14 protein-coding genes and 2 pseudogenes are annotated in these 19903 nt (G+C 57.8%); 9 read left to right on the top strand and 7 right to left on the bottom strand.

The genetic code is table 11. From position 1 onward, the window contains the following. Nucleotides 1–6 precede the first annotated feature (6 nt). The gene (gene gap, locus C7H09_RS01150) at nucleotides 7–1011 is read right to left on the bottom strand and encodes a type I glyceraldehyde-3-phosphate dehydrogenase (protein ID WP_106760830.1); all 1005 of its coding nucleotides are present in this window, start codon (nucleotides 1009–1011) and stop codon (nucleotides 7–9) included. Nucleotides 1012–1209: 198 nt separating this feature from the next. Here gap and edd point away from each other — a divergent pair, with 198 nt between their 5' ends. The 3 genes from edd to C7H09_RS01135 are packed head-to-tail and all read left to right on the top strand — an operon-like array spanning nucleotide 1210 to nucleotide 4588. Further along, nucleotides 1210–3030 (top strand): phosphogluconate dehydratase, encoded by a 1821-nt coding sequence (gene edd / locus C7H09_RS01145; protein WP_106761167.1) that lies wholly within the window; start codon nucleotides 1210–1212, stop codon nucleotides 3028–3030. Continuing rightward, nucleotides 3027–3992 (top strand): glucokinase, encoded by a 966-nt coding sequence (locus C7H09_RS01140; RefSeq protein WP_106760829.1) that lies wholly within the window; start codon nucleotides 3027–3029, stop codon nucleotides 3990–3992. The genes edd and C7H09_RS01140 overlap by 4 nt, the downstream gene beginning before the upstream one ends. Continuing rightward, entirely contained in the window at nucleotides 3989–4588 is a 600-nt protein-coding gene (locus C7H09_RS01135; protein WP_106760828.1) for a uracil-DNA glycosylase family protein, read from the top strand. Before C7H09_RS01140 ends, C7H09_RS01135 begins: the two co-directional genes overlap by 4 nt. Before the next feature lie 11 nt (nucleotides 4589–4599). On the opposite strand, the gene C7H09_RS01130 is transcribed toward C7H09_RS01135, so the two are convergent. Together C7H09_RS01130 and C7H09_RS01125 are read right to left on the bottom strand one after the other, a co-directional pair. After that, the gene (locus C7H09_RS01130; protein ID WP_106760827.1) at nucleotides 4600–5484 is read right to left on the bottom strand and encodes an aldo/keto reductase; all 885 of its coding nucleotides are present in this window, start codon (nucleotides 5482–5484) and stop codon (nucleotides 4600–4602) included. After that, the gene (locus C7H09_RS01125) at nucleotides 5481–7334 is read right to left on the bottom strand and encodes an alpha-amylase (RefSeq protein ID WP_206074246.1); all 1854 of its coding nucleotides are present in this window, start codon (nucleotides 7332–7334) and stop codon (nucleotides 5481–5483) included. The genes C7H09_RS01130 and C7H09_RS01125 overlap by 4 nt, the downstream gene beginning before the upstream one ends. Before the next feature lie 263 nt (nucleotides 7335–7597). Between C7H09_RS01125 and malE the strand changes: the two genes are divergently transcribed. From malE to malG, 3 genes are all read left to right on the top strand, one after another. Further along, on the top strand, nucleotides 7598–8797 hold the full coding sequence (malE, locus tag C7H09_RS01120; RefSeq protein ID WP_106760825.1) for a maltose/maltodextrin ABC transporter substrate-binding protein MalE: 1200 nt from the start codon (nucleotides 7598–7600) through the stop codon (nucleotides 8795–8797). Nucleotides 8798–8950: 153 nt separating this feature from the next. Then, nucleotides 8951–10444: a maltose ABC transporter permease MalF gene (gene malF / locus C7H09_RS01115; RefSeq protein WP_106760824.1), complete on the top strand. Its 1494-nt coding sequence runs from the start codon at nucleotides 8951–8953 to the stop codon at nucleotides 10442–10444. Nucleotides 10445–10454: 10 nt separating this feature from the next. Beyond that, nucleotides 10455–11345 carry a maltose ABC transporter permease MalG gene (gene malG, locus C7H09_RS01110; RefSeq protein ID WP_106760823.1) on the top strand — a complete coding sequence of 297 codons (891 nt, stop codon included), beginning with the start codon at nucleotides 10455–10457 and terminating at the stop codon, nucleotides 11343–11345. A gap of 257 nt (nucleotides 11346–11602) precedes the next feature. On the opposite strand, the gene malK is transcribed toward malG, so the two are convergent. The 4 genes from malK to C7H09_RS01090 form a co-directional block, all read right to left on the bottom strand. Beyond that, nucleotides 11603–12718 (bottom strand): maltose/maltodextrin ABC transporter ATP-binding protein MalK, encoded by a 1116-nt coding sequence (malK, locus tag C7H09_RS01105; RefSeq protein ID WP_106760822.1) that lies wholly within the window; start codon nucleotides 12716–12718, stop codon nucleotides 11603–11605. 32 nt (nucleotides 12719–12750) lie between these two features. Continuing rightward, a complete protein-coding gene (locus C7H09_RS01100) occupies nucleotides 12751–14364 on the bottom strand; it encodes an alpha-glucosidase family protein (protein ID WP_106760821.1) in 1614 nt (537 codons plus the stop codon). A 182-nt stretch (nucleotides 14365–14546) separates the two neighbouring features. Continuing rightward, a complete protein-coding gene (malT, locus tag C7H09_RS01095) occupies nucleotides 14547–17300 on the bottom strand; it encodes an HTH-type transcriptional regulator MalT (RefSeq protein ID WP_106760820.1) in 2754 nt (917 codons plus the stop codon). Continuing rightward, a complete protein-coding gene (locus C7H09_RS01090; protein WP_240616469.1) occupies nucleotides 17300–18025 on the bottom strand; it encodes a glycerol-3-phosphate dehydrogenase C-terminal domain-containing protein in 726 nt (241 codons plus the stop codon). The genes malT and C7H09_RS01090 overlap by 1 nt, the downstream gene beginning before the upstream one ends. 559 nt (nucleotides 18026–18584) lie before the next feature. Between C7H09_RS01090 and C7H09_RS01085 the strand changes: the two genes are divergently transcribed. The 3 genes and pseudogenes from C7H09_RS01085 to C7H09_RS20090 form a co-directional block, all read left to right on the top strand. Beyond that, entirely contained in the window at nucleotides 18585–19025 is a 441-nt protein-coding gene (locus C7H09_RS01085) for a metal-dependent hydrolase (protein ID WP_106760819.1), read from the top strand. Between the two features lies 1 nt (nucleotide 19026). Next, nucleotides 19027–19505: pseudogene (locus C7H09_RS20505) on the top strand (putative molybdenum carrier protein). A gap of 244 nt (nucleotides 19506–19749) precedes the next feature. Continuing rightward, a pseudogene (locus tag C7H09_RS20090) lies at nucleotides 19750–19903 on the top strand (IS5/IS1182 family transposase); the annotation flags it as partial.

The raw sequence follows: 19903 nt of genomic DNA, 5'->3' as shown, positions 1-19903 counted from the left end.
GCCCGGTTACTTGCTGGCATTCATGAGCGCGATCGCGTTGTCCAGCATCCGGTTCGAGAAGCCCCATTCATTGTCGTACCAGGCCATGACTTTCACGTGACGGCCAATGACCCGGGTATGGTTGGCGTCAAAGACGCTGGACAGGGCATTGTGGTTGAAATCAACGCTGACTAGTTTCTCAACATTGTAGCCCAGTACCGGGTTGTTCTCTGCCGCGGCTTTGACGGCCTCGTTGATTTCCTCAACGGTGGTGTCGCGGCCGGCGATAAAGCCGAAGTCCACCAGAGACACGTTGATGGTGGGCACCCGCACGGCCAGGCCGTCGAGCTTGCCGTTCAGGTCCGGTATCACTTTGCCAATGGCTGCAGCAGCGCCGGTCTTGGTCGGGATCATCGACTGGGTGGCAGAGCGCGCACGGTACAGGTCGGTGTGGTAGACGTCACTCAGCTTTTGGTCGTTGGTGTAGGAGTGAATGGTGGTCATCAGGCCACTCTCGATGCCCACGGTTTTGTGCAGGGCCTCAACCACCGGCGCCAGGCAGTTGGTGGTGCAGGAAGCGTTGGAGATCACGTCGTGCCCGGCATTCAGAATATCGTGGTTAACGCCGTACACTACCATGGCGTCTGCATCGGGTGAGGGTGCAGAAATGATGACTTTGCGTGCGCCCGCTTTAAGATGGGCGGCGGCTTTGTCCCGCTTGGTGAACAGTCCGGTGCATTCGAACACCACATCCACATGGTAGTCTTTCCAGGGCAGGTCTTCGGGGTTGCGAATGGCGGTGGTGGCAATGCGATCGCCATTCACCGTCAGAGACTCGGCGTCATGGCTGACAACGCCGTCAAAGCGGCCATGAACGCTGTCGTACTTTAATAGATGAGCGTTGGTTTCGGCGTCACCCAGGTCGTTGATGGCAATCACCTGCATCTGTTTGCGGTAGTCATTTTCGTAAAGGGCGCGGAGTACGTTGCGGCCGATGCGGCCAAAACCGTTAATGGCAATGCGGATGGTCATGACTCGACTCCTGTATTGGCTGTTTTTTGTTCGATTACGGCTTGCGATGTAGTAAATATAACAACAAAAAAACGAAAAATGAACGTTATTCGGGTTCAAAGTTCAAAATAAATAGGTAAAATTACATTCACAAAGACGACAGTCATAACAAACGGATTGCAGTGCCTGATCACTGCAACAACCCATATGGAGTTCGCCATGCACCCCATCGTAGACAAGGTCACCCAGCGCATCATCGAGCGCAGCCGTGCCACCCGCCAGGACTATCTGGCCCGGATGGCAGCGCTCAAGGCGCAATCGCCCCATCGCAGCACGTTGTCCTGCGGTAATCTGGCCCACGGATTTGCCGCCTGCAGTCAGGCGGACAAAGACACCCTGAAATTCATGAACAAGGCCAATGTGGCCATCGTATCGGCCTACAACGATATGCTTTCGGCCCACCAGCCTTATGAAAAGTTCCCGGATATCATCCGCGAAGCTGCCCACGGCATGGGTTCGGTGGCGCAGTTTGCCGGCGGCACCCCAGCCATGTGTGATGGTGTGACCCAGGGTCAGCCGGGCATGGAGCTGAGCCTGTTCTCCCGGGACACCATCGCCATGAGCACCGCTGTGGCGCTCAGCCACAACATGTTCGATGCCACACTGCTTCTGGGTGTCTGTGACAAGATCGTACCGGGCCTGTTGATTGGCTCCCTGAGCTTCGGCTACCTGCCGACCATTCTGGTGCCCGCCGGCCCCATGCCTTCTGGCCTGCCCAATAAAGAAAAGCAGCGCATCCGCCAGCTCTATGCTGAAGGCAAAATTGGTCGTGATGAGCTGCTGGAGGCGGAGAGCAAGTCCTACCACAGCCCGGGTACCTGCACCTTTTACGGCACCGCCAACAGCAACCAGCTGCTTGTGGAAGTCATGGGGCTGCACCTTCCGGGCTCTGGTTTCGTCAATCCGGGCACTCCGCTGCGCGAGGCGCTGACCCGCGCGGCCACTGAACAGGTGATCAAGCTGTCCAAACCCCACGGCGGCGAACTGGGGCTGGCGGACATGGTGGATGAGAAATCCATCGTCAACGCGCTGGTAGCGCTTCTGGTGACCGGTGGCTCCACCAACCACACCATCCACTGGATCGCCATTGCCCGGGCTGCGGGCATTATCATCAACTGGGACGATTACTCCGAACTGTCGTCAGCCGTGCCGTCCATGACCCGCATCTACCCGAACGGCCAGGAAGATATCAACGCCTTCCACGAAGCCGGCGGCACGCCGTTCCTGATTCGTGAACTTCTGAACGCCGGGTTCCTGCATGACGATGTCAACACGGTGGTGGGCCATGGCCTGGAGCGTTATACCCAGATGCCGGAGATGGACGGCGAACGCCTGGTCTGGAAACCGGCCGTTGAAAAGAGCCTTGCGCCGGATGTGTTGAGCAGCGCCGCCGAGCCTTTCGCCCAGAACGGAGGCCTGAAAGTTCTGGACGGTAACCTGGGCCGGGGCGTCATCAAGGTGTCGGCGGTTGCGCCGGAACACCACGTGATCGAAGCGCCCGCCGTGGTATTCAATGACCAGAATGATCTCAAGGCGGCGTTTGAGGCGGGCGATCTGGACCGGGACTGCATCGTAGTGGTTCGTTTCCAGGGGCCGAAAGCCAACGGTATGCCCGAGCTGCATAAACTGACACCTTATTTGGGGGTGCTGCAGGACCGCGGATTCAAAGTTGGCCTGGTGACGGATGGTCGTATGTCGGGGGCCTCCGGCAAGGTGCCGGCGGCCATTCACGTGTATCCGGAAGCGCTGGACGGCGGGCCACTGGCCCGGGTACAGGACGGTGACGTGATCCGCCTGGACGCCGTCGCTGGCAACCTGAGCATCGCCGTCAGCGATCAGGAATTTGCCGCACGGGCAGCTGAAAAGGCGGACCTGAGCGCGTATCATCATGGCTTTGGTCGGGAGCTGTTTGGCTGGCTGCGCCGGTCGTCCAGCAACCCCGAAGAAGGGGCGAGTTTTTTCTGGAATCATGACGCATGACCGCAACATCCTATTCCCTGGTTGGCGACATTGGCGGCACCAACGCCCGCTTTGCGCTGGTCCGCGAGGGCGAGGTGCAGCCGCAGGCCATCGAAGTGCTGCCCTGCAGTGACTACGAGAATCTGGATGCGGCAATTGTTGACTATTTGCGCCGCGCGGGTGTTGAGGCGGTCGGGCAGGCTTGCCTGGCGGTGGCATCGCCGGTACAGGGTACCCAGGTACGGATGACCAACAACCATTGGCGTTTTGACATCGAAGACGTCCGTCAGCAGTTTGGCTGGTCGGCTTTCAAGGTGATCAACGACTTCACCGCCATGGCCCTGGGCGTGCCCCATGTGCCGGAATCCCATCTGGTGCATGTCTGCGGTGGCCCGGGCGACCCCCGCCGCCCGCGGTTGGTGATGGGGCCGGGTACCGGCCTTGGTGTGTCGGGTCTGGTGCCCATCCATAACGGCTGGGTTCCGCTGATGACTGAGGGCGGTCACGTCGACTATGCGCCAACGGATGATCTCGAAATGCAGGTACTGCAGATACTGCGCGCCCGCTTTGGCCGGGTATCGGTGGAACGCATTCTGTGCGGCCAGGGTCTGCTGAACCTTTATCAGGCCCACGCCGAAATCCGTGGTGTGGCGGCGCCGCTGGATGCTCCGGAGAAGATCACAGCAGCGGCTGTGGACGCCTCCGATGCCTTGGCCAGGGAAGCCCTTCGGCACTTCTGCGAGATTCTTGGGCGTACCGCAGGCAACGCGGTGCTGACGCTGGGAAGTCTGGGTGGCGTGTACCTGTGTGGCGGCATTCTGCCCAGATTCATCGAGTTTTTTCTGGAGAGCCCGTTCCGTAACGGCTTTGAAGACAAGGGGCGCATGCGCCCGTTACTGGAATTCACACCAGTCTATGTGGTAACCGAGGCCTATACCGGTCTGCTGGGGGCTGCCGAAGCACTGGGCAATCCCGAGGTATGACCAGAACTCTGGCGGAGCTGTCGTTTGATGAGCTGGTCCGGCAGGTCCGGGCCTGCCGGATTTGCGCCGGTGCCTTGCCGCACGAGCCCAGGCCGGTGGTCCAGCTCAGTGAATCTTCCCGTATTCTGGTCGTCGGGCAGGCGCCGGGCCGACGGGTTCATGAAACCGGTCTGCCGTTCAACGATCCCAGTGGCGACCGGCTGCGCCAATGGATGGGCATTACCCGCGATACCTTCTACGATGAACAGAAACTCGCCATCCTGCCCATGGGGTTCTGTTATCCGGGGACGGACAAATCCGGAGATCTTCCACCGCGCCCGGAGTGTGCGCCGGCCTGGCGCCAGGCGTTGCTCGATCGTTTGCCGGAGATTCGCCTGACCTTGTTGATCGGTCAATACGCTCATGCCTGGCATATTCCAGGCGCAAGGCGTGCGGTAACCGAGAATGTGCGGCATTGGCAGCAGTTCTGGCCTGCGATCATTCCCATGCCCCATCCCAGCCCGCGGAATAACCTCTGGCTGCGAAAGAATCCCTGGTTTGAACTGGAGGTGGTACCAGCCCTGCAGGAGCGAGTGGCCGAGGTGCTCGCCGGGTAATTCATGTTCGATCAGGGCACCGGCGCGCTCCGTACCGCTTCCAGTAGTCGATACCACAAGGGGCGGGGCAGCGATGTACATGCCCCGGCGGAAGCCGCCGCAATTCTTTCCGGTTTCAGGGAGCCCAGCACCGGTATCGGGCTACCCGGTAACTGACGGATCCAGGCGACGGCCAGGCCGTTAAGGCAAAGGCCGGTTTGCTCTCTCGCCTCGCTCACCAGCTCCTCCGGCACGGCTTTCGCCAGTTGTCCGCCGGCCAGCGGTGACCAGGCAAGCCACCTCAGCCGGTCGCAGAGCATGGCGTCGTGCTGGCCGTTGAAGAGCGCATCGGCATGGGCCAGCGACAGCTCGGACTGGTTACAGACCAGTGGTAGCGAGGTGTGCTGTTGCAGCCATCGCCATTGATCCGGCAGATAATTGGACACGCCAATATGGCTGATCTTTCCGTTCGCGACGGCCTGCTCCAGTATGCTCGCAACCGCCCCGGCATCCATGAGTGGGTCCGGACGATGAATCAGAAAGGTATCAATCTGTTCCAGCTGCAATCGTTGCAGGGCTCCATCAATGGCCTGCCGCAAGTAGTCGGCCTCGGCCTGGTAATGCTTGGTCTGCCAGCGGCTGGTGTCGAGATGGCCCAGTACGATGCCCGCCTTGGTGACAACACGTACCTTCTGTTTCAGGCCCGGCGCTGTGGCCAGCGCTTTCCCGAAGTGGCGCTCGCAAGCGCCATCGCCGTAAATATCGGCGTGGTCAAACACGTCAAGACCCTGGTCGACCTGATGGCTGATCCAGCCCGCAAGAGTCCGGGCGCGGAGCAGTTCCGGGTGGTCGAGAAGGCGCATCGTGCCAAGTATCAGGGGTGTATCGGGTAACCAGGTGCCGTGTTCTGTACTCATGGCTGGTGGGCTCCAAAGGCAATGATAACGCGGTCATCGCCGTATTGTCGGGAAAACACATAGGGGCTCTTGCTGATCATGCGATGGCTGCCTGCACCGATGGCCGGATGGCGCTCCCGGAATTGTCCCAGGATGCGCCAGTGTTCCAGGATGCTGTTTACCTGGCCTGAATCGATGGCCTGCCAGTTCATGGGCGAACGGGTGCCCTGGTGCGCATCCGAACCGGTGGGTCCGAACTCGCGCCCGGATTCATCGCCGTAATACAGCTGAACAGCGCCGGGCGTCAGCAACAGGGCCGCAGCGGCGCGTTTCTGCAACTGTGGATCCCTATCGGCAATACGGCTGAACAGGGTCGTGTCGTGAGAGGAAATGTAGCTCAGGACATTGAAGGGATTGTCGCCATTCAAGCGGTTGGCGTAATCGGCATAGACCGATTCCATGGCCGGCAGGCAGCGGGCCCCGGCGGCAGCCTCTTCCTGTAAGTCGAAGTTGATCACAGCGTCGAAGCCAGCATCAAAGTAGCTGCTTTTCTGAACGGAATGTGGAAACACCTCGGCCACCATCCAGAACTCCTCCGCTGGCAGGGCCTCGCCCGGGTTAGCTCGACGATAATCCTCCAGGGCCTGTTGGGCGGCTGCCTTGAGTTCGGCCCAGGCTTCTGGCTCCACATGTTTTGCGGTATCAACGCGGAAGCCATCAATACCAAATTCCCGGACCCAATCCGTTAACCAGGTGATCAGATAGTCACGCACAGTGGCGTCTTCCAGTTCTGTGGCCCGGGTGGCCGGTTTGTTTTTCAGGAACTCGGGAAGGCCAACGGCCTGGTCAGATTCGGTCTTGAAGTCTGGCAGGAAAGCCAGTGACCCGCGCACTTCATCAATGGAGGCCCTCGGCGGCGTTTCGTAGTCGGCAATACCGGCCCGCACCCAGTTCTTGCCCCACCAGCCGGACCAGTCCGGGTGGTCATAGTCAATGAACGCGTGGTAGGCGTGGAAGTTCTCCCAGGATTCCGGCCTCCAGTCTCCCCAACGCTCGGGCAGGTGCTTTTCGAATCCGTCGTAAAGTGAGCCGAAGCCAAAGGTTTGCATATCCTGAAGTGTGCTGTAGCCGGGGTGGTTCATAACCACATCCATTACCACCCGAATGCCCCGCTGGTGGGCTTGCTGCACCAGAGTCCGGAATTCTTCCCGGGTACCGAAGTTGGCGTCGGGCACGGTGAAATCCAGGGCGTAATAGCCGTGGTAGCCGTAATGCCGGAAATCACCACGGTCACCTCCGCCCACCCAGCCATGGATCTGCTCAAACGGTGGTGTAATCCAAAGAGCATTTACGCCCAGTGCCTGCAGGTAATCGAGCCGTTGTGCCAGGCCTGCAAAGTCGCCGCCATGGAAGGTGCCAATTTCGTTTTTCCCGTCCGGTTTTCGGCCATAGTTATTGTCGTTGTCCGGGTTGCCATTGGCAAAACGGTCAGTGACGGCGAAGTACACCGTCGCGCCACCCCAGGTAAACTGTCCGGTTTCTGAGTTGGCCGCCTCCAGCAGTACCAGTCCTTCGGCCTGTTCTCCGGGGGCCATGGTGACCTGGCCGTCACGGACAACGGCGGTACGGCCGGTGTAATAGTCGCGAACCCGTTGGCCGTCGGAAAAGGTACCGGCGACGGGGATGACCAGTTCTGTGGTCGCCGCTTCGCAGAAGGTATCCCCCTGCAGGCGAGTCTGTGGCCCTGCAGGTATCGTGCTGCTATTGGTACTGGTACTGGTACTGGTACTGGTACTGGTACTGGTGCAACCGCTCAGCACAAGTGCGGCAATAACGGTGGATAGGGCTGCAGTTGTAATGGATGGCTGCATGGCGCGACACTCCGGACGGGTTCTGGTTGTTGTTGCTGCCATGTAACCAGACTTCGGCCCGCACCGGGAGAAGGAATTTTCTACGCCGGTCTACTCCCCCATACTACGCCTCGGGGAATGATATAAGGGGTGATGCCTGCAGCACCGTTTTGCAACACAGTGCAGATACTCGCAAAAGAAAGATTTGCGTCAGACCCGGCCAGGCAACCTCGTGGCAGGCCGGATAAGAACAAAAAAGTAATCAGACACAGAGGAATAACCTGATGAATCGTCGAACCTTTATTCGCAGCACCCTTGCCATTTCTGTGGTTGCCGCCAGCCTGGGCATGGCTGCGCCAGCTCTTGCCGAGATTGAGGGGGGCAAACTGGTTGTCTGGATCAATGGCGACAAGGGCTATGACGGCCTGCAGCAAGTCGGTGACTGGTTTACCGAGGAAACCGGCATTCCGGTTGAGGTTGCTCACCCGGACAGTGCCACCGATAAATTCCAGCAGTCTGCCGCTACCGGCAATGGACCGGATATCTTTATCTGGGCCCACGATCGTTTTGGCGAGTGGGCCCAGAGTGGCATCATTTCCGAGATCAAGCCGTCCCAGAAGGTGATCGACGCCAACTACGAATTCACCTGGGATGCCGTCACCGTGGATGGCAAGAAGTATGGCTACCCGATGGCCGTTGAATCGATAGGCCTGATCTACAACAAGGATCTGTTGCCGGAGCCACCAACGGCCTTTGAAGACATTCCCGCCGTACACAAGACCCTGGCGGAGGACGGCAAACGGGCGATTCTGTGGGATTACAACAATACCTACTTCACCTGGCCCATGCTGGCGGCCGATGGCGGCTATATTTTCGCCGAGAATGCCGATGGTTCGGTTAACGTCAGTGACACCGGCGTAAATAACCAGGGTGCCATGGCCGGTGCCAACGCGCTGGTGCGGCTCATCGAAGAGGGTGTGATGCCTCGTGGCGCGGATTACAGTGCCATGGAATCCAGCTTCAACAAGGGCGAAACCGCCATGATGATCAATGGCCCCTGGGCCTGGGCCAATGCTCGCAAGAGTGGTATCAACTTCGGTGTGACCACACTGCCAACGGTGAATGGCGAACCGAGCAAGCCCATGGTCGGTGTGATGGCAGCAACGCTCAACTCTGCGAGCCCGAACAAGGATCTGGCGGTAGAATTTCTGGAGAATTACGCGCTCTCGGTCAAGGGCCTGAAGATGGTGAACGACGATGTTGCCCTGGGCGCAGTCGCCAACAAGGCGTTCATGGATGAGCTTTCTTCGGATCCCAACATCAAGGCCACCTTCGAGAATGCGCAGCTGGGCGAGCCCATGCCCAATGTGCCGGCCATGGGGGCATTCTGGTCATCCATGGGGCCCGCGCTCCAGAACATGACTTCTGGCCGCCAGCCGGTTGAAGATGCCCTGAACGCAGCCGCCCAGCGCATTACCCGCTGAGACCGGCGCTCGGGTTACGGGCCAGGGAAGGCCCCGCCCGACACCTGATGTGACTGAGAACCTGCCGTCGCCGGCCGGGCGACGGTGCCAATCGGGCTGACTACAATGATAACGGAAACCCTGTCCTCTCCCGGAATCGAAAGCAGATCTTCCATGATTCGAGTATTCCTGAAGTGGGGCGCCCTGGCTGCTCTGGTTGCCGCTGCGCTCTATCTGATTCTGGCCCTGTATGTGCAGCACGAATTCGTGTTTGCCATGCTGTTCCTGGTGCTGACGGCCTCGGCTGTGGCTGTATTTGTCAGCAAACGTCTGTATGCGCACCGGTATATTTTCCCTGCCATTGCTGGCATGGGGTTATTTGTGATTTTCCCGCTGATGTACACCGTCGGTATCGGATTCACTAACTACAGCGCCAGTAATCTGTTGAGCTTTGAACAGGTGAACGAGAACCTGTTGAGCCGAACCTACCAGTCGGAAGCCGTTAGTTACGATTACAAAGCCTTCGAGAGGGAGGGCGGCTACGTATTTTATCTGGAGGGTGAGCACCAGGCGCTGGTGACACCGCCGGTGGACCTCGCTGACGGAGAAACCCGGGCCCCGGTGTTTCCCGCAGACGCTATGCCTGAGGGAGAGCCGCTGGCGATCCGCGACATCATCCAGTTGCGGCAGTCGCTCTCGGAACTCAAACTCGTGACCGACGATAACCGTGAACTGAGCCAGGCGAGCCTGCGTTCCTTTGCGGCCATTCACCCCCAGTTTACCCGCCATGACAATGGCACGCTTACCAACAACCAGACCGGTGAAACCTACTTCCCCAATCACGATACGGGCTTCTATGTGAATGCGGAGGGTCAGAAGCTGGTGCCGGGCTGGACCGTTAATATCGGTTGGGACAACTACGTTAAAGTGGTCACTGACCCGAGCATCAGTGGCCCGTTCCTGCAGATCTTTGTCTGGACCCTGTCTTTTGCCCTGGCCACGGTGCTGTTTACTCTGGCTTTGGGACTGGTGTTGGCCAATCTGCTGCAATGGGACCAGATACGGGGTAAAGGGTTCTATCGCACCATGCTGATTTTGCCTTATGCCGTGCCGGCGTTTATCTCGATCCTGGTATTCAAGGGGCTGTTCAACCAGAACTTCGGTGAGATCAATCTGGTACTGGAAGGGCTTTTTGGTGTCCGCCCGGATTGGTTCAGTGATCCGGATCTGGCCAGAACGATGATTCTGATTGTGAATACCTGGCTCGGTTACCCTTATATGATGCTGTTGTGCATGGGCCTGCTGCAGGCAATCCCCAGGGATCTGTATGAAGCATCCGCAATGGATGGTGCCGGGCCAATCAACAATCTGTTCAACATCACGCTGCCGCTGATCATCAAGCCATTGATGCCGCTGTTGATTGCCAGCTTTGCCTTCAACTTCAACAATTTTGTCCTGATTGCGCTGCTCACCGGCGGTGCCCCTGACATCATTGGGGCCAGCACACCGGCAGGTACCACCGATTTGTTGGTGAGCTATACCTACCGCATCGCATTCCAGGATTCCGGGCAGAACTTTGGCCTGGCAGCGGCCATTGCCACGGCGATCTTCATCGTGGTGGGTGCGCTGTCTCTGATCAACCTGAAACTGTCCAAAATCAAGGTGTAAGGAGCTTTCCATGGCAATGGTTCAACCTCGTTCCACCAGGTATCGTGTGCTGGTCTCCCATCTGGGAATGTTGGCGTTCATTGCGATTATCCTGTTCCCACTGCTAATGGTGATCTCCATTTCCTTCCGCAGTGGTAATTTTGCCTCCGGCAGCTTACTGCCGGAGAATCCATCCCTGGAGCACTGGTATCTGGCGCTCGGGATTCCCTACACCGATGAAGCCGGTGTTACCACACAGCCGCCGTTCCCGGTCCTGCTGTGGCTCTGGAATTCCATCAAGGTGGCGGTGGTTTCGTCGGTGCTCATTCTGGCCCTGTCCACCACCAGTGCCTACGCTTTTGCCCGGATGCGCTTCGCCGGTAAAGGTTTTGTGCTGAAGTCTATGCTGATCTTCCAGATGTTTCCGCCGGTGCTGTCTCTGGTGGCGCTTTACGCACTGTTCGATCAGATCGGTAATCATGTGAGCTGGTTGGGGCTGAATACCCACGGGGCCGTGATTGTGGCCTCACTGGGTGGCATGGCCCTGCATATCTGGACCATCAAGGGCTATTTCGATTCCATCGACCGCTCTCTGGAAGAAGCGGCGATTGTTGACGGTGCCACCACCTGGCAGGCGTTCCGATACATTCTGCTGCCGCTTTCGGTGCCGATTCTGGTGGTGGTGTTCATCCTGGCGTTTATCATGACCATCATGGAATACCCGATGGCCTCGGTACTGCTGGTGGATACCGACAAGCTGACCCTCGCCGTGGGGGCCCAGCAATATCTCTATGAGCAGAACTACCTGTGGGGTGATTTTGCGGCTGCGGCAGTGTTGTCCGGCCTGCCCATAACCGTGATTTTCCTTTACTGCCAGAAGTGGATTGTTGGCGGTCTTACCGCTGGCGGTGTCAAAGGCTGACGTCAAACCCGGGGCGGTGCCCAATCCCGGCGCCGCCCGTTCCCTCGGGCCAGAAGGTTGGATCCCGAACGGCCCTTCCGCGACAACTGCGTCTTCCTGCATGCCATTTCGCGACCCGGTCAGGCTTATCCCCCCCCTGCTGACCGGGCTTTTTTGTTTGCACTACCGGGTACTGACCTTCTGAAAACAAAAAAGGCCGGTACGAATACCGGCCAAAGAGAGTGTATTGCAGATCGGATCAGAAGCGGGGCAGGGCCTCAGAAATCAATACAGGGCTCCTGGTAGAGGCGGGGGCAGGCAGCGCCGTCTTCCCGGAACAGATGGCACTTGTTGGCATTCAGTCCCAGTGTCATCGGAGCTCCTTCCTGAACGGGATTGCCGCCATCGGTGCGCATGGTCAGCACACCCTCCACGTTGTTCACGTCCAGATGGACCAGGGTCTGGTAACCCAGACGTTCAACAACGTGCACCTCGCCCTGCAGGTACATGTCGGCTTCCTGGCTTTCAGTCAGGTGCTCGGGGCGAATACCCAGTGTGACGTTCTCGCCCTCCAGCAGACCGTGACCGTTCACGGGCAATTCCAGCTTGTGATTACCCGGAAGGGTGACGGTAACAGACTGGCTGGTGGCAGAGGCGACCTGGCAGTCGATGAAGTTCATCTTCGGAGAGCCTATAAAACCTGCCACAAAGCGGGTAGCAGGGTAGTGGTAGAGCTCCATGGGCTTGCCTACCTGGGCGATACAGCCGTTATCCAGCGCCACAATCTTGTCTGCCATGGTCATGGCCTCCACCTGATCATGGGTTACGTAGATCATGGTGGCGCCCAGGCGTTTGTGCAGGCGGGAGATTTCAATGCGCATCTGTACCCGCAGGGAGGCATCCAGGTTGGAAAGTGGTTCGTCGAACAGGAAAACGGCGGGCTCACGCACGATGGTGCGGCCAATGGCTACACGCTGTCGCTGTCCGCCGGACAGATCCTTGGGTTTCCGCTCCAGTAGTTTGTCGAGCTGGAGCAGAGTGGCGGCATCCTGAACCCGGCGGTCTATCTCGGCCTTGCTGGTTTTGGCGAGCTTGAGGCCAAACGCCATGTTCTCCGCCACGTTCATGTGCGGGTACAGGGCGTAGGACTGGAACACCATGCCCACTTCGCGGGCTTTGGGTGGCAGGTCGTTGACCCGGTCGTTTCCGATATACATATCACCCGAGGTGATGTCTTCCAGGCCCGCAATCATGCGTAACAACGTCGATTTGCCGCAGCCGGAGGGGCCGACGAAAACCACAAATTCACCGTCCTGGATATCCAGGTTTACATTGCGGGTAACCTGGGTTTCGTCGTAGCTTTTACAGATGTTTCTCAGAGTTACACTGGCCATAACGTCAATCTTTTTGTTGGTAGAGTCACCAGTCAGAGCCGGGCAATGTCGCTGCCCCAGGGCTCCAGCTTAAGTTCGTTACCTTGCCACTGGCCGCCGATGAACTCCGGTGTGCTTTCTACCGGTGCGGCCGCGGACGACAAGGATATGGTGGCCGGCCGGTTGCTCAGGTTCAGGGCAATCAGCAGGGTTTGTTTACCGTGGCTTCGTGTGAACACCAGCGTGTCCTTCGGGCTGTCGAGAAATTCGATGTCACCTTTCAGAAGCACCGGTTGCGTGCGCCGCCAGCCGAGGAAGGCCCGGTAGGCTGTGAGCACCGAATTCTCCTCGGCATGCTGCAGGGCAACGGCGGCACTGTAGTGTTCATGATAAACCGGCAGCCAGGGGCGGGCGTCCGAAAAACCACCATGGCTTTCCTTGTGGTGCCAAACCATCGGCGTACGACATCCGTCCCGGCCTTTGAACTCCGGCCAGAAGGTGATGCCGTATGGGTCGACCAGGTCTTCGTATTGCAGTTCCGCTTCGGTCAGGCCCAGTTCTTCGCCCTGATAGATGCAGACGCTACCACGCAGGGTCAGCAGCATGACCATGTAGGCTTTCAGCTGCTCCTCGGATTCTGCCTTCCAGCGGGTTGCGACCCGGGCAACGTCGTGGTTGCCGATTGCCCAGCAGGGCCAGCCGTCGGTGAGTTTCTTTTCGATACCATCAACGGTTTTGCGGAAGAAGTCGGCGCCATGCTGTTCGGTCAGCAGGTCGAACGAATAGGCCATGTTCAGTTTGTCACCGCCGCTGGTGTAGTCGGCCATGGTCTGCAGGGAATCGTCGTCGCCGATCTCACCTACGGTTGTGGTTTCCGGGTACTCGTTCAGCAGTGCCCGAAGCTTTTTCAGGAACTGCAGGTTTTCCGGTCGGGTCTTGTCGAACTTGTGGTGTTGGTAGGCGTAGGGATTTTCTTTGCGCACGCCAATGGAGCCTTCCTTGACAGCCTTACTGGGCGGGTTGTCCCGCAGTTGCTGGTCATGGAAACAGAAGTTGATGGCATCCAGGCGGAAACCATCCACACCACGGTCAAGCCAGAATTTTACGTCCGACAGCACCTGTTCCTGGACTTCCGGGTTATGGAAATTCAGGTCTGGCTGGCTGGTCAGGAAATTGTGCAGGTAATACTGCTTGCGACGGCTGTCCCAGGCCCAGGCCGAGCCGCCAAATACCGACAGCCAGTTGTTGGGCGGGGATCCATCAGGTTTGGGGTCTGCCCAGACATACCAGTCGGCCCGGGCGTTGGTGCGGGACTGACGGCTTTCCGCAAACCATGGGTGCTGGTCTGAGGAGTGGCTGAGGACCTGGTCGATCATGATTTTCAGGCCGCGTTTGTGGGCCTCCGCAATCAGCTTGTCCAGATCGGACAGGGTGCCGAAGATGGGGTCGACATTTCGATAGTCGGATACATCGTAGCCAAAATCCTTCATGGGAGAGGTAAAGAACGGAGACAGCCAGATGGCGTCTACATTCAGGCTGGCGATGTAGTCGAGTTTGGCGGTTACGCCCGGCAGATCGCCAATACCGTCGCCATTGGAGTCGTAAAAACTGCGTGGGTAAACCTGATAGATTACGGCGCCACGCCACCAGTCTGGATTTCTGATCATCTTGCCTCGCTTACACCCTGGTGGTGATGGATTCTTTTTATCGGGGTGGAGATGGGGTCCCACCAGATAACACCCGATCAATGGTGCGCCGGAGGCGTCGCCCCTTCATCCTCCTGCCTGAATATTTGTTGGCGTAGGCGGGGGGAGGAGAGGGGCGTAGGGAGGGGGAGCGAGGTGGCGGGCTACTCCCCCTGGATTTTGCTCAGTAGATCCCGGGCCAATTCAATGGCTTCTGAACGGTGGCTGATGTTCTGCTTCTGATAGAGGCTGCGAATGTGGGTTTTGACGGTGGTGGAGGCCACTTTCAGGTGCTCGGCAATCTGGTCGTTGGATAGGCCGGCGTGAATCAGGCTGAGAATCTGCCACTCGCGCCGGGTCAAAGGTGAGGTACGGATGAGCTCCGGGACATCCGGCCGGTCGATAATGTCCTGGATGATGGCCTCATCAAGGGAAATCCGGATCGCCCGGCTGAAATCCCGCTGTTGTTGTGCCAGTTGGATCAGCCTTTCGGCCCGCTGCAGTTCCATGCCTTCAATCAGGCCATCGTTGATCAGCGCCTTGAGCATAACAATCAGAACCTTGCCAAGGCGCAGGAAGCTGCCTACAGCACCGGTGGTGCTGGCCAACTCAAGGGCCAGCTTCATGTGTTCCAACGCCTGTGTACGGTCTTCCTGTTGCCAGTACAGCAGCGCCATCGAAATGTGGTTGCGGTTCAGGTCGGTTTTGAGCCCGGTTCGTTCGGCGACTTCCCGCAGGGACTGAAGGATGGGTTCAGCCTGGGCCAGCTGGCCAAGGCTCATCAGCGCCCGGGCGCGATTGCGGCCATTACACTGATGGAAATGGTTGGTGGCCGTGGCCGCCTCAAAGGCTGGGGCAATGGTCAGCCAGCGCTGGATGGCATCCTGATCACGCACGGCGTCCCAATAGCTGAGCATGGTGGCGTGGGCATTGGCGACCCAGTCAAGGTGATAATCGCCGGCAGCCAGCATTTTCTGGATCTTGGTAATGTAGTCGGCGCAAAGGCTTTGGCGGCCCCGGGCCTGGGCAATCTTGGCCAGGGTGGTGTAACTCTGGACAAACCAACGCTCGCCCTGGGCTTCCAGAATCTCGATACCCTGCAGGGCGCAGCGTTCGGCGCTTTCCAGGTGGTGCCATTCCCACATGATCTGACTGCGAATGCGGAACAGGAATTCCAGGATGGGCAGGTGGTTCAGCCGGTTCTCTTCCGCATACCGGAATGCCTTTTCCTGAATGTTGTAGGCCTTCTGCAGCAGGCCCATGGCAACACTGATCTCACTTTGCTGGCACAACGCCCAGATCACGTTCTGGTGGGCGTACTGGCTGCGGGCCATGTGTTCGGTGTCCTCCATGCGATCCAGGGCGTCCTGTAATTCGCCCTGAACGAACAGGGCTTCGCCCATCACCGAAGCTGCGGCCACCCGGGAGGTGGGCAGATAGCGTGCATCCTGTTCCACCGCCTCCGAGGCCAGTGCCAGGGCCCGGTTGCCATTGCCGTAATTCATGGCAACCTGGGCACGGATGGCACTGAATTCGCCATGGATGGCCTTCTGCTGTTCTTCGCTCATGGTGGCTTTCAGATGGTTTTCAGCGGCGGACAGCCAATCCTCGACCTCATCAAATTTGTACTGACCCTGGGCCACCCAAGCGCGGAGCAGGGTGAAGGTCGGGTTTTCAGAGATAAACGACTGGGGCAGGGCATCCAGGCACTTCTGTAGCAGGCTGAACTGGCCTTCGGTAAAGAACTTCCGGCCATGTTCGTCCAGCACTTGCCGTATACGCTCCGGGTCTGCGGCCGCTACGGCGTGCCTGGCGGCTTCCTCGGCGTGATTCAGCTCAAGCCAGGCATCGGTTGCACGTTGGTGCAGTGAACGCTGGTTCTCCTGGGTTGTGCAGGAGAGCAGGTGGCGTAGATACACTGCAAACAGTTGATGATAGCGGAACCACAGCCCGCCGTTATCCGCAGGCATGATAAAAAGGCCCATGGCCAGCAGGCTGTTGAGCAGGGACTGGCCATCGTTGTCGTCCATCACCCGCATCACCATAGCGGCATTGAAACGGTCGAGAATGCAGGTTCTGAGCAGGAAGCGTCGCTGTTGCTCGGTCAGGCTCTGGCCAACCAGTTCATCGAAATACTCGAAGATGTGATGGTTTCCCAGTTCCAGTTGATCAACGAACTCGCTGAACTCAACACTGGTATGGGAGGACGCGGAAAGCAGTTGCAGTGCCGAGATCCAGCCTTCAACCCGTCGTACGGCCCGTTCGATGTGCTCACGGGACACCTCAAAGGGTAAACGCTGTTCCAGATAACGCTGAGCTTCATCGGCGTCCAGAGCCAGGTGTTTGCTGGTGATCTCCGTCATCTGGCCCTTCATTCGCAATTGTGCGATGCCAAGTGGCGGCATCGTCCTGGAAATGATCACCAGAGTCAGATGCGGGGGCAAATGCCGAAGCAGGAACCGCATTGCCTGATGGATATCCGGGTTACTGATCAGGTGGTAATCGTCCAGTACCAGGTAGAGTGGCTCCTCTTCCTGAGGCAGTTCGCCCAGCAGGTCGCTCAGGACGCTTTCAAGGGAATCGTAGCCGGCATTCCGCAACCGGCCAGGAACAGAGAGCTCCGGGGCAACGGATCGGTTCAGCGTTCGCGCCAGGTAGGCAGCAAAGCGGCCTGGGTCGTTGTCGCTTTCTTCCAGCCGGTACCAGGCCGTTCTTGCCTCAAGGGCGTCAAGCCGTTCGGCAATACTGGTGGTTTTGCCGTAGCCCGCTGGTGCAGTAACCAGTAACAGGCTCACCGGCTCGGGGATGTGTAGCAAATCGTTGAACTTTTCTCTGGCCATCAGCCCCACCGGGGCAATGGGCGCTGTGGTTTTGGCGTCAACGAAGGTCAGTTCGGGGTTCAGTTTTGTTGTTGTCATTAACCTTGCCGCATGTATTGGCTGAGGGCCTGCTGTTGTTCATCGTTGATATACAGGCCCTGTTTTGTCCGCCGCCAGAGCAGATCCTCGGGTGTGATGGCCCACTCGTGGGTCATCAGATAATCCACCTCCCGACGCGACAGAGTGTCGGTAAACCAGTGGCCGAGGTCGTCCCTGTTCTGGCAGCCTTCCAGAATGAGGTAGCTCCTGGTGCCATAGCTTCGCACAAAGCGATGGATCACTGCATCTTCCAGCCAGGGGAAATCGGCCGCGAGTTCGGTGGCCAGTTGTTCCTGGGTATCGAAGTCGCCGCCCGGCAGAACGGCCGTTCGCGTCCAGGAACGGCTGGCACCGGGGAAATAGTGACTGACCTGATCGGTGACGGCTTCGGCCAGTTTCCGGTAGGTGGTGATCTTACCCCCGAATACCGAGATCAAAGGGGGCTGTCCGTCCTGATCATCAACCTCGAATGAGTAATCGCGAGAGGCGGACTGGGCGGTGCCGCCCTCGTCGTCCATCAATGGCCGGACACCGGAGTAACTCCAGACCACGTCGGTGGCGGACAGTTGCCAGCGGAAATACTGGTTGACGATGGACAGCAGATAGTCGGTTTCCTCTGGGGAAATCCGCGCCTGCGAAGAGAGGATTCGAACCTCTGACCTCTGCCTCCGGAGTGCGCCTTCGAAGGTAGGCAGCAACCGGTCTGAATCGGTGAAAAGTCTCAAAGATCAAATACCTAAAGCAAAAAACACCAGCCTCCAAAACCCCGATATATCAGCATTTTAAGCCAATTAGCACCGAAGTGTGGCACATCTCTGTCAGGTAACCGATGTCCGGAAACAGGACATTTGATCGGTGCCCTCCAGGCATTCTAAATGGATATTTGGATCCGATTTCGTCAGGTCGGGCAGTGCCGAATTGTCAGGATTTCGGTGTCCGGAAACCGGACGCCCTTTCAGGATCCATGGTGGCCTAGATTGTTGAATTGAATAAACAATAGCATTCTCGTCCCTAAATTTCGATTAGGTTTGGTGAGTAAAAACTACGAGGGGGAGATGCAGCTCCAACGTGGCGTCTCACCTTAACAAAGTCGTTTATGCTATTACCCACCTTGGTGACCGACTTATCCTAGGCCTTTTCCAAGGGGTTGAAGGTCCTCTTCGCTCCGTCTTGGAACAGTATCGAAGGGTAAGTCTTGGTATTGTAGCCGCCAGAACTATCGCAGCATCCGTTGACTAAAATGTGGGTTCGCCGCTTCAAGAGATCATCTAGGAGTCGTCGTTTATGCCTCTAACACCCCTCCACTTTGGGGTTCTTGCTCCGGTTAATCACTTCTTACCCGGCAAGGTTAGCCTGGTTTCATTCACGCTGATTAACCTCTGGATGGATGGCAATGCTATTCTTTATTATGGCTTCGGGCTGAGCCGGCCTGAGCTTCACGGCCCAATCACCCACAGCCTGCTGGCATCTTTGATCTTGGCTAGCATTCTAGCGGCGATTGGTTTTCGGTCTCGCAAGTGGGTCATCGGGGCGTATCTGGGCGGGGTTACTCATGTCTTTCTGGACATGCTGGTGCATTCAGAAATGCAGCCTATGTTTCGACTATTCGTCAGAATCAATGACCGGTTCGACTGGGCGAACGGAGAGGTTGGAAATCGGCCCAGTCCAGCTAAAGCTGGTGGCATATTATGGCGGTTCAAGGGATTGAAGATTGGCGACGTCTGATATGAAGCAGTATCCAACGAAAATCATTAGTGGTGGTCAGACTGGTGCTGACCGCGCGGCACTTGATGCGGCTATAGACCGGAATCAACCGATCGCAGGTTATTGTCCGAAAGGTCGCCTGGCAGAAGATGGGCAGATACCAGAGCGGTACCCGCTTGCGGAAGTCTCGGGGGGGTATAGAGCGCGAACTCGGAAAATGTTCAGACTGGCGACGGCACGCTCGTCGTTTATCGCGACGAACTTAAAGGCGGTACAGCGCTGACTGTTTCTTTAGCCTTGAAGGAGAGGAAACCGGTAAAGCTAATTGATATTTCTCTCGCGGATCCAGTACTTGCTGCAGGGAGAGTCCGTGAATTCTGCCTTCTGAACGAGATAGGGGTGTTAAATGTTGCAGGTCCGAGGGCCTCGCAGTGCCCTGACATCTACCCCTACGTCTTTGAAGTCATCTCCCAGTTGCTATTTGAGACTGCAAAAAGTTGACGGGGAGTAGACGATTTGCCGGCTTGCCCTCAGTGATCGTGGTGGCGAACCCTTAAGGCCACCCTTTGTTTAGTTGTGAAAGATGGGATGCCATGATCGAGAATGCTTTGATCCGCAGATGCGTTAGGCTTTTGGCTGCTATTCATGAACTCCATAAACAGGGCTATCAAGACCTAGGAGTCTGCGCGGCAGAAGCTCGTTTCTGGCATAATAAACCGAAAATTTTTCGGCAACAGGACGTCTGATGGGAACCACTTTCCGCCCGTACTCGCCCGACCAGGAATTGCTCCTTCCCCCAAGCCTGAACGAGTGGCTGCCTGATGGCCACCTGGCCTATTTTGTCAGTGATGTTGTCGAGGAGCTGGATTTGAGTGCGTTTTACGCCCGCTACGAAGGCA

The organism is Marinobacter fuscus, assembly GCF_003007675.1.
GTDB lineage: Bacteria > Pseudomonadota > Gammaproteobacteria > Pseudomonadales > Oleiphilaceae > Marinobacter > Marinobacter fuscus.
Note: the sequence above shows the minus strand (reverse complement) of the source record. Positions and strands in the feature narration are given on the sequence as shown.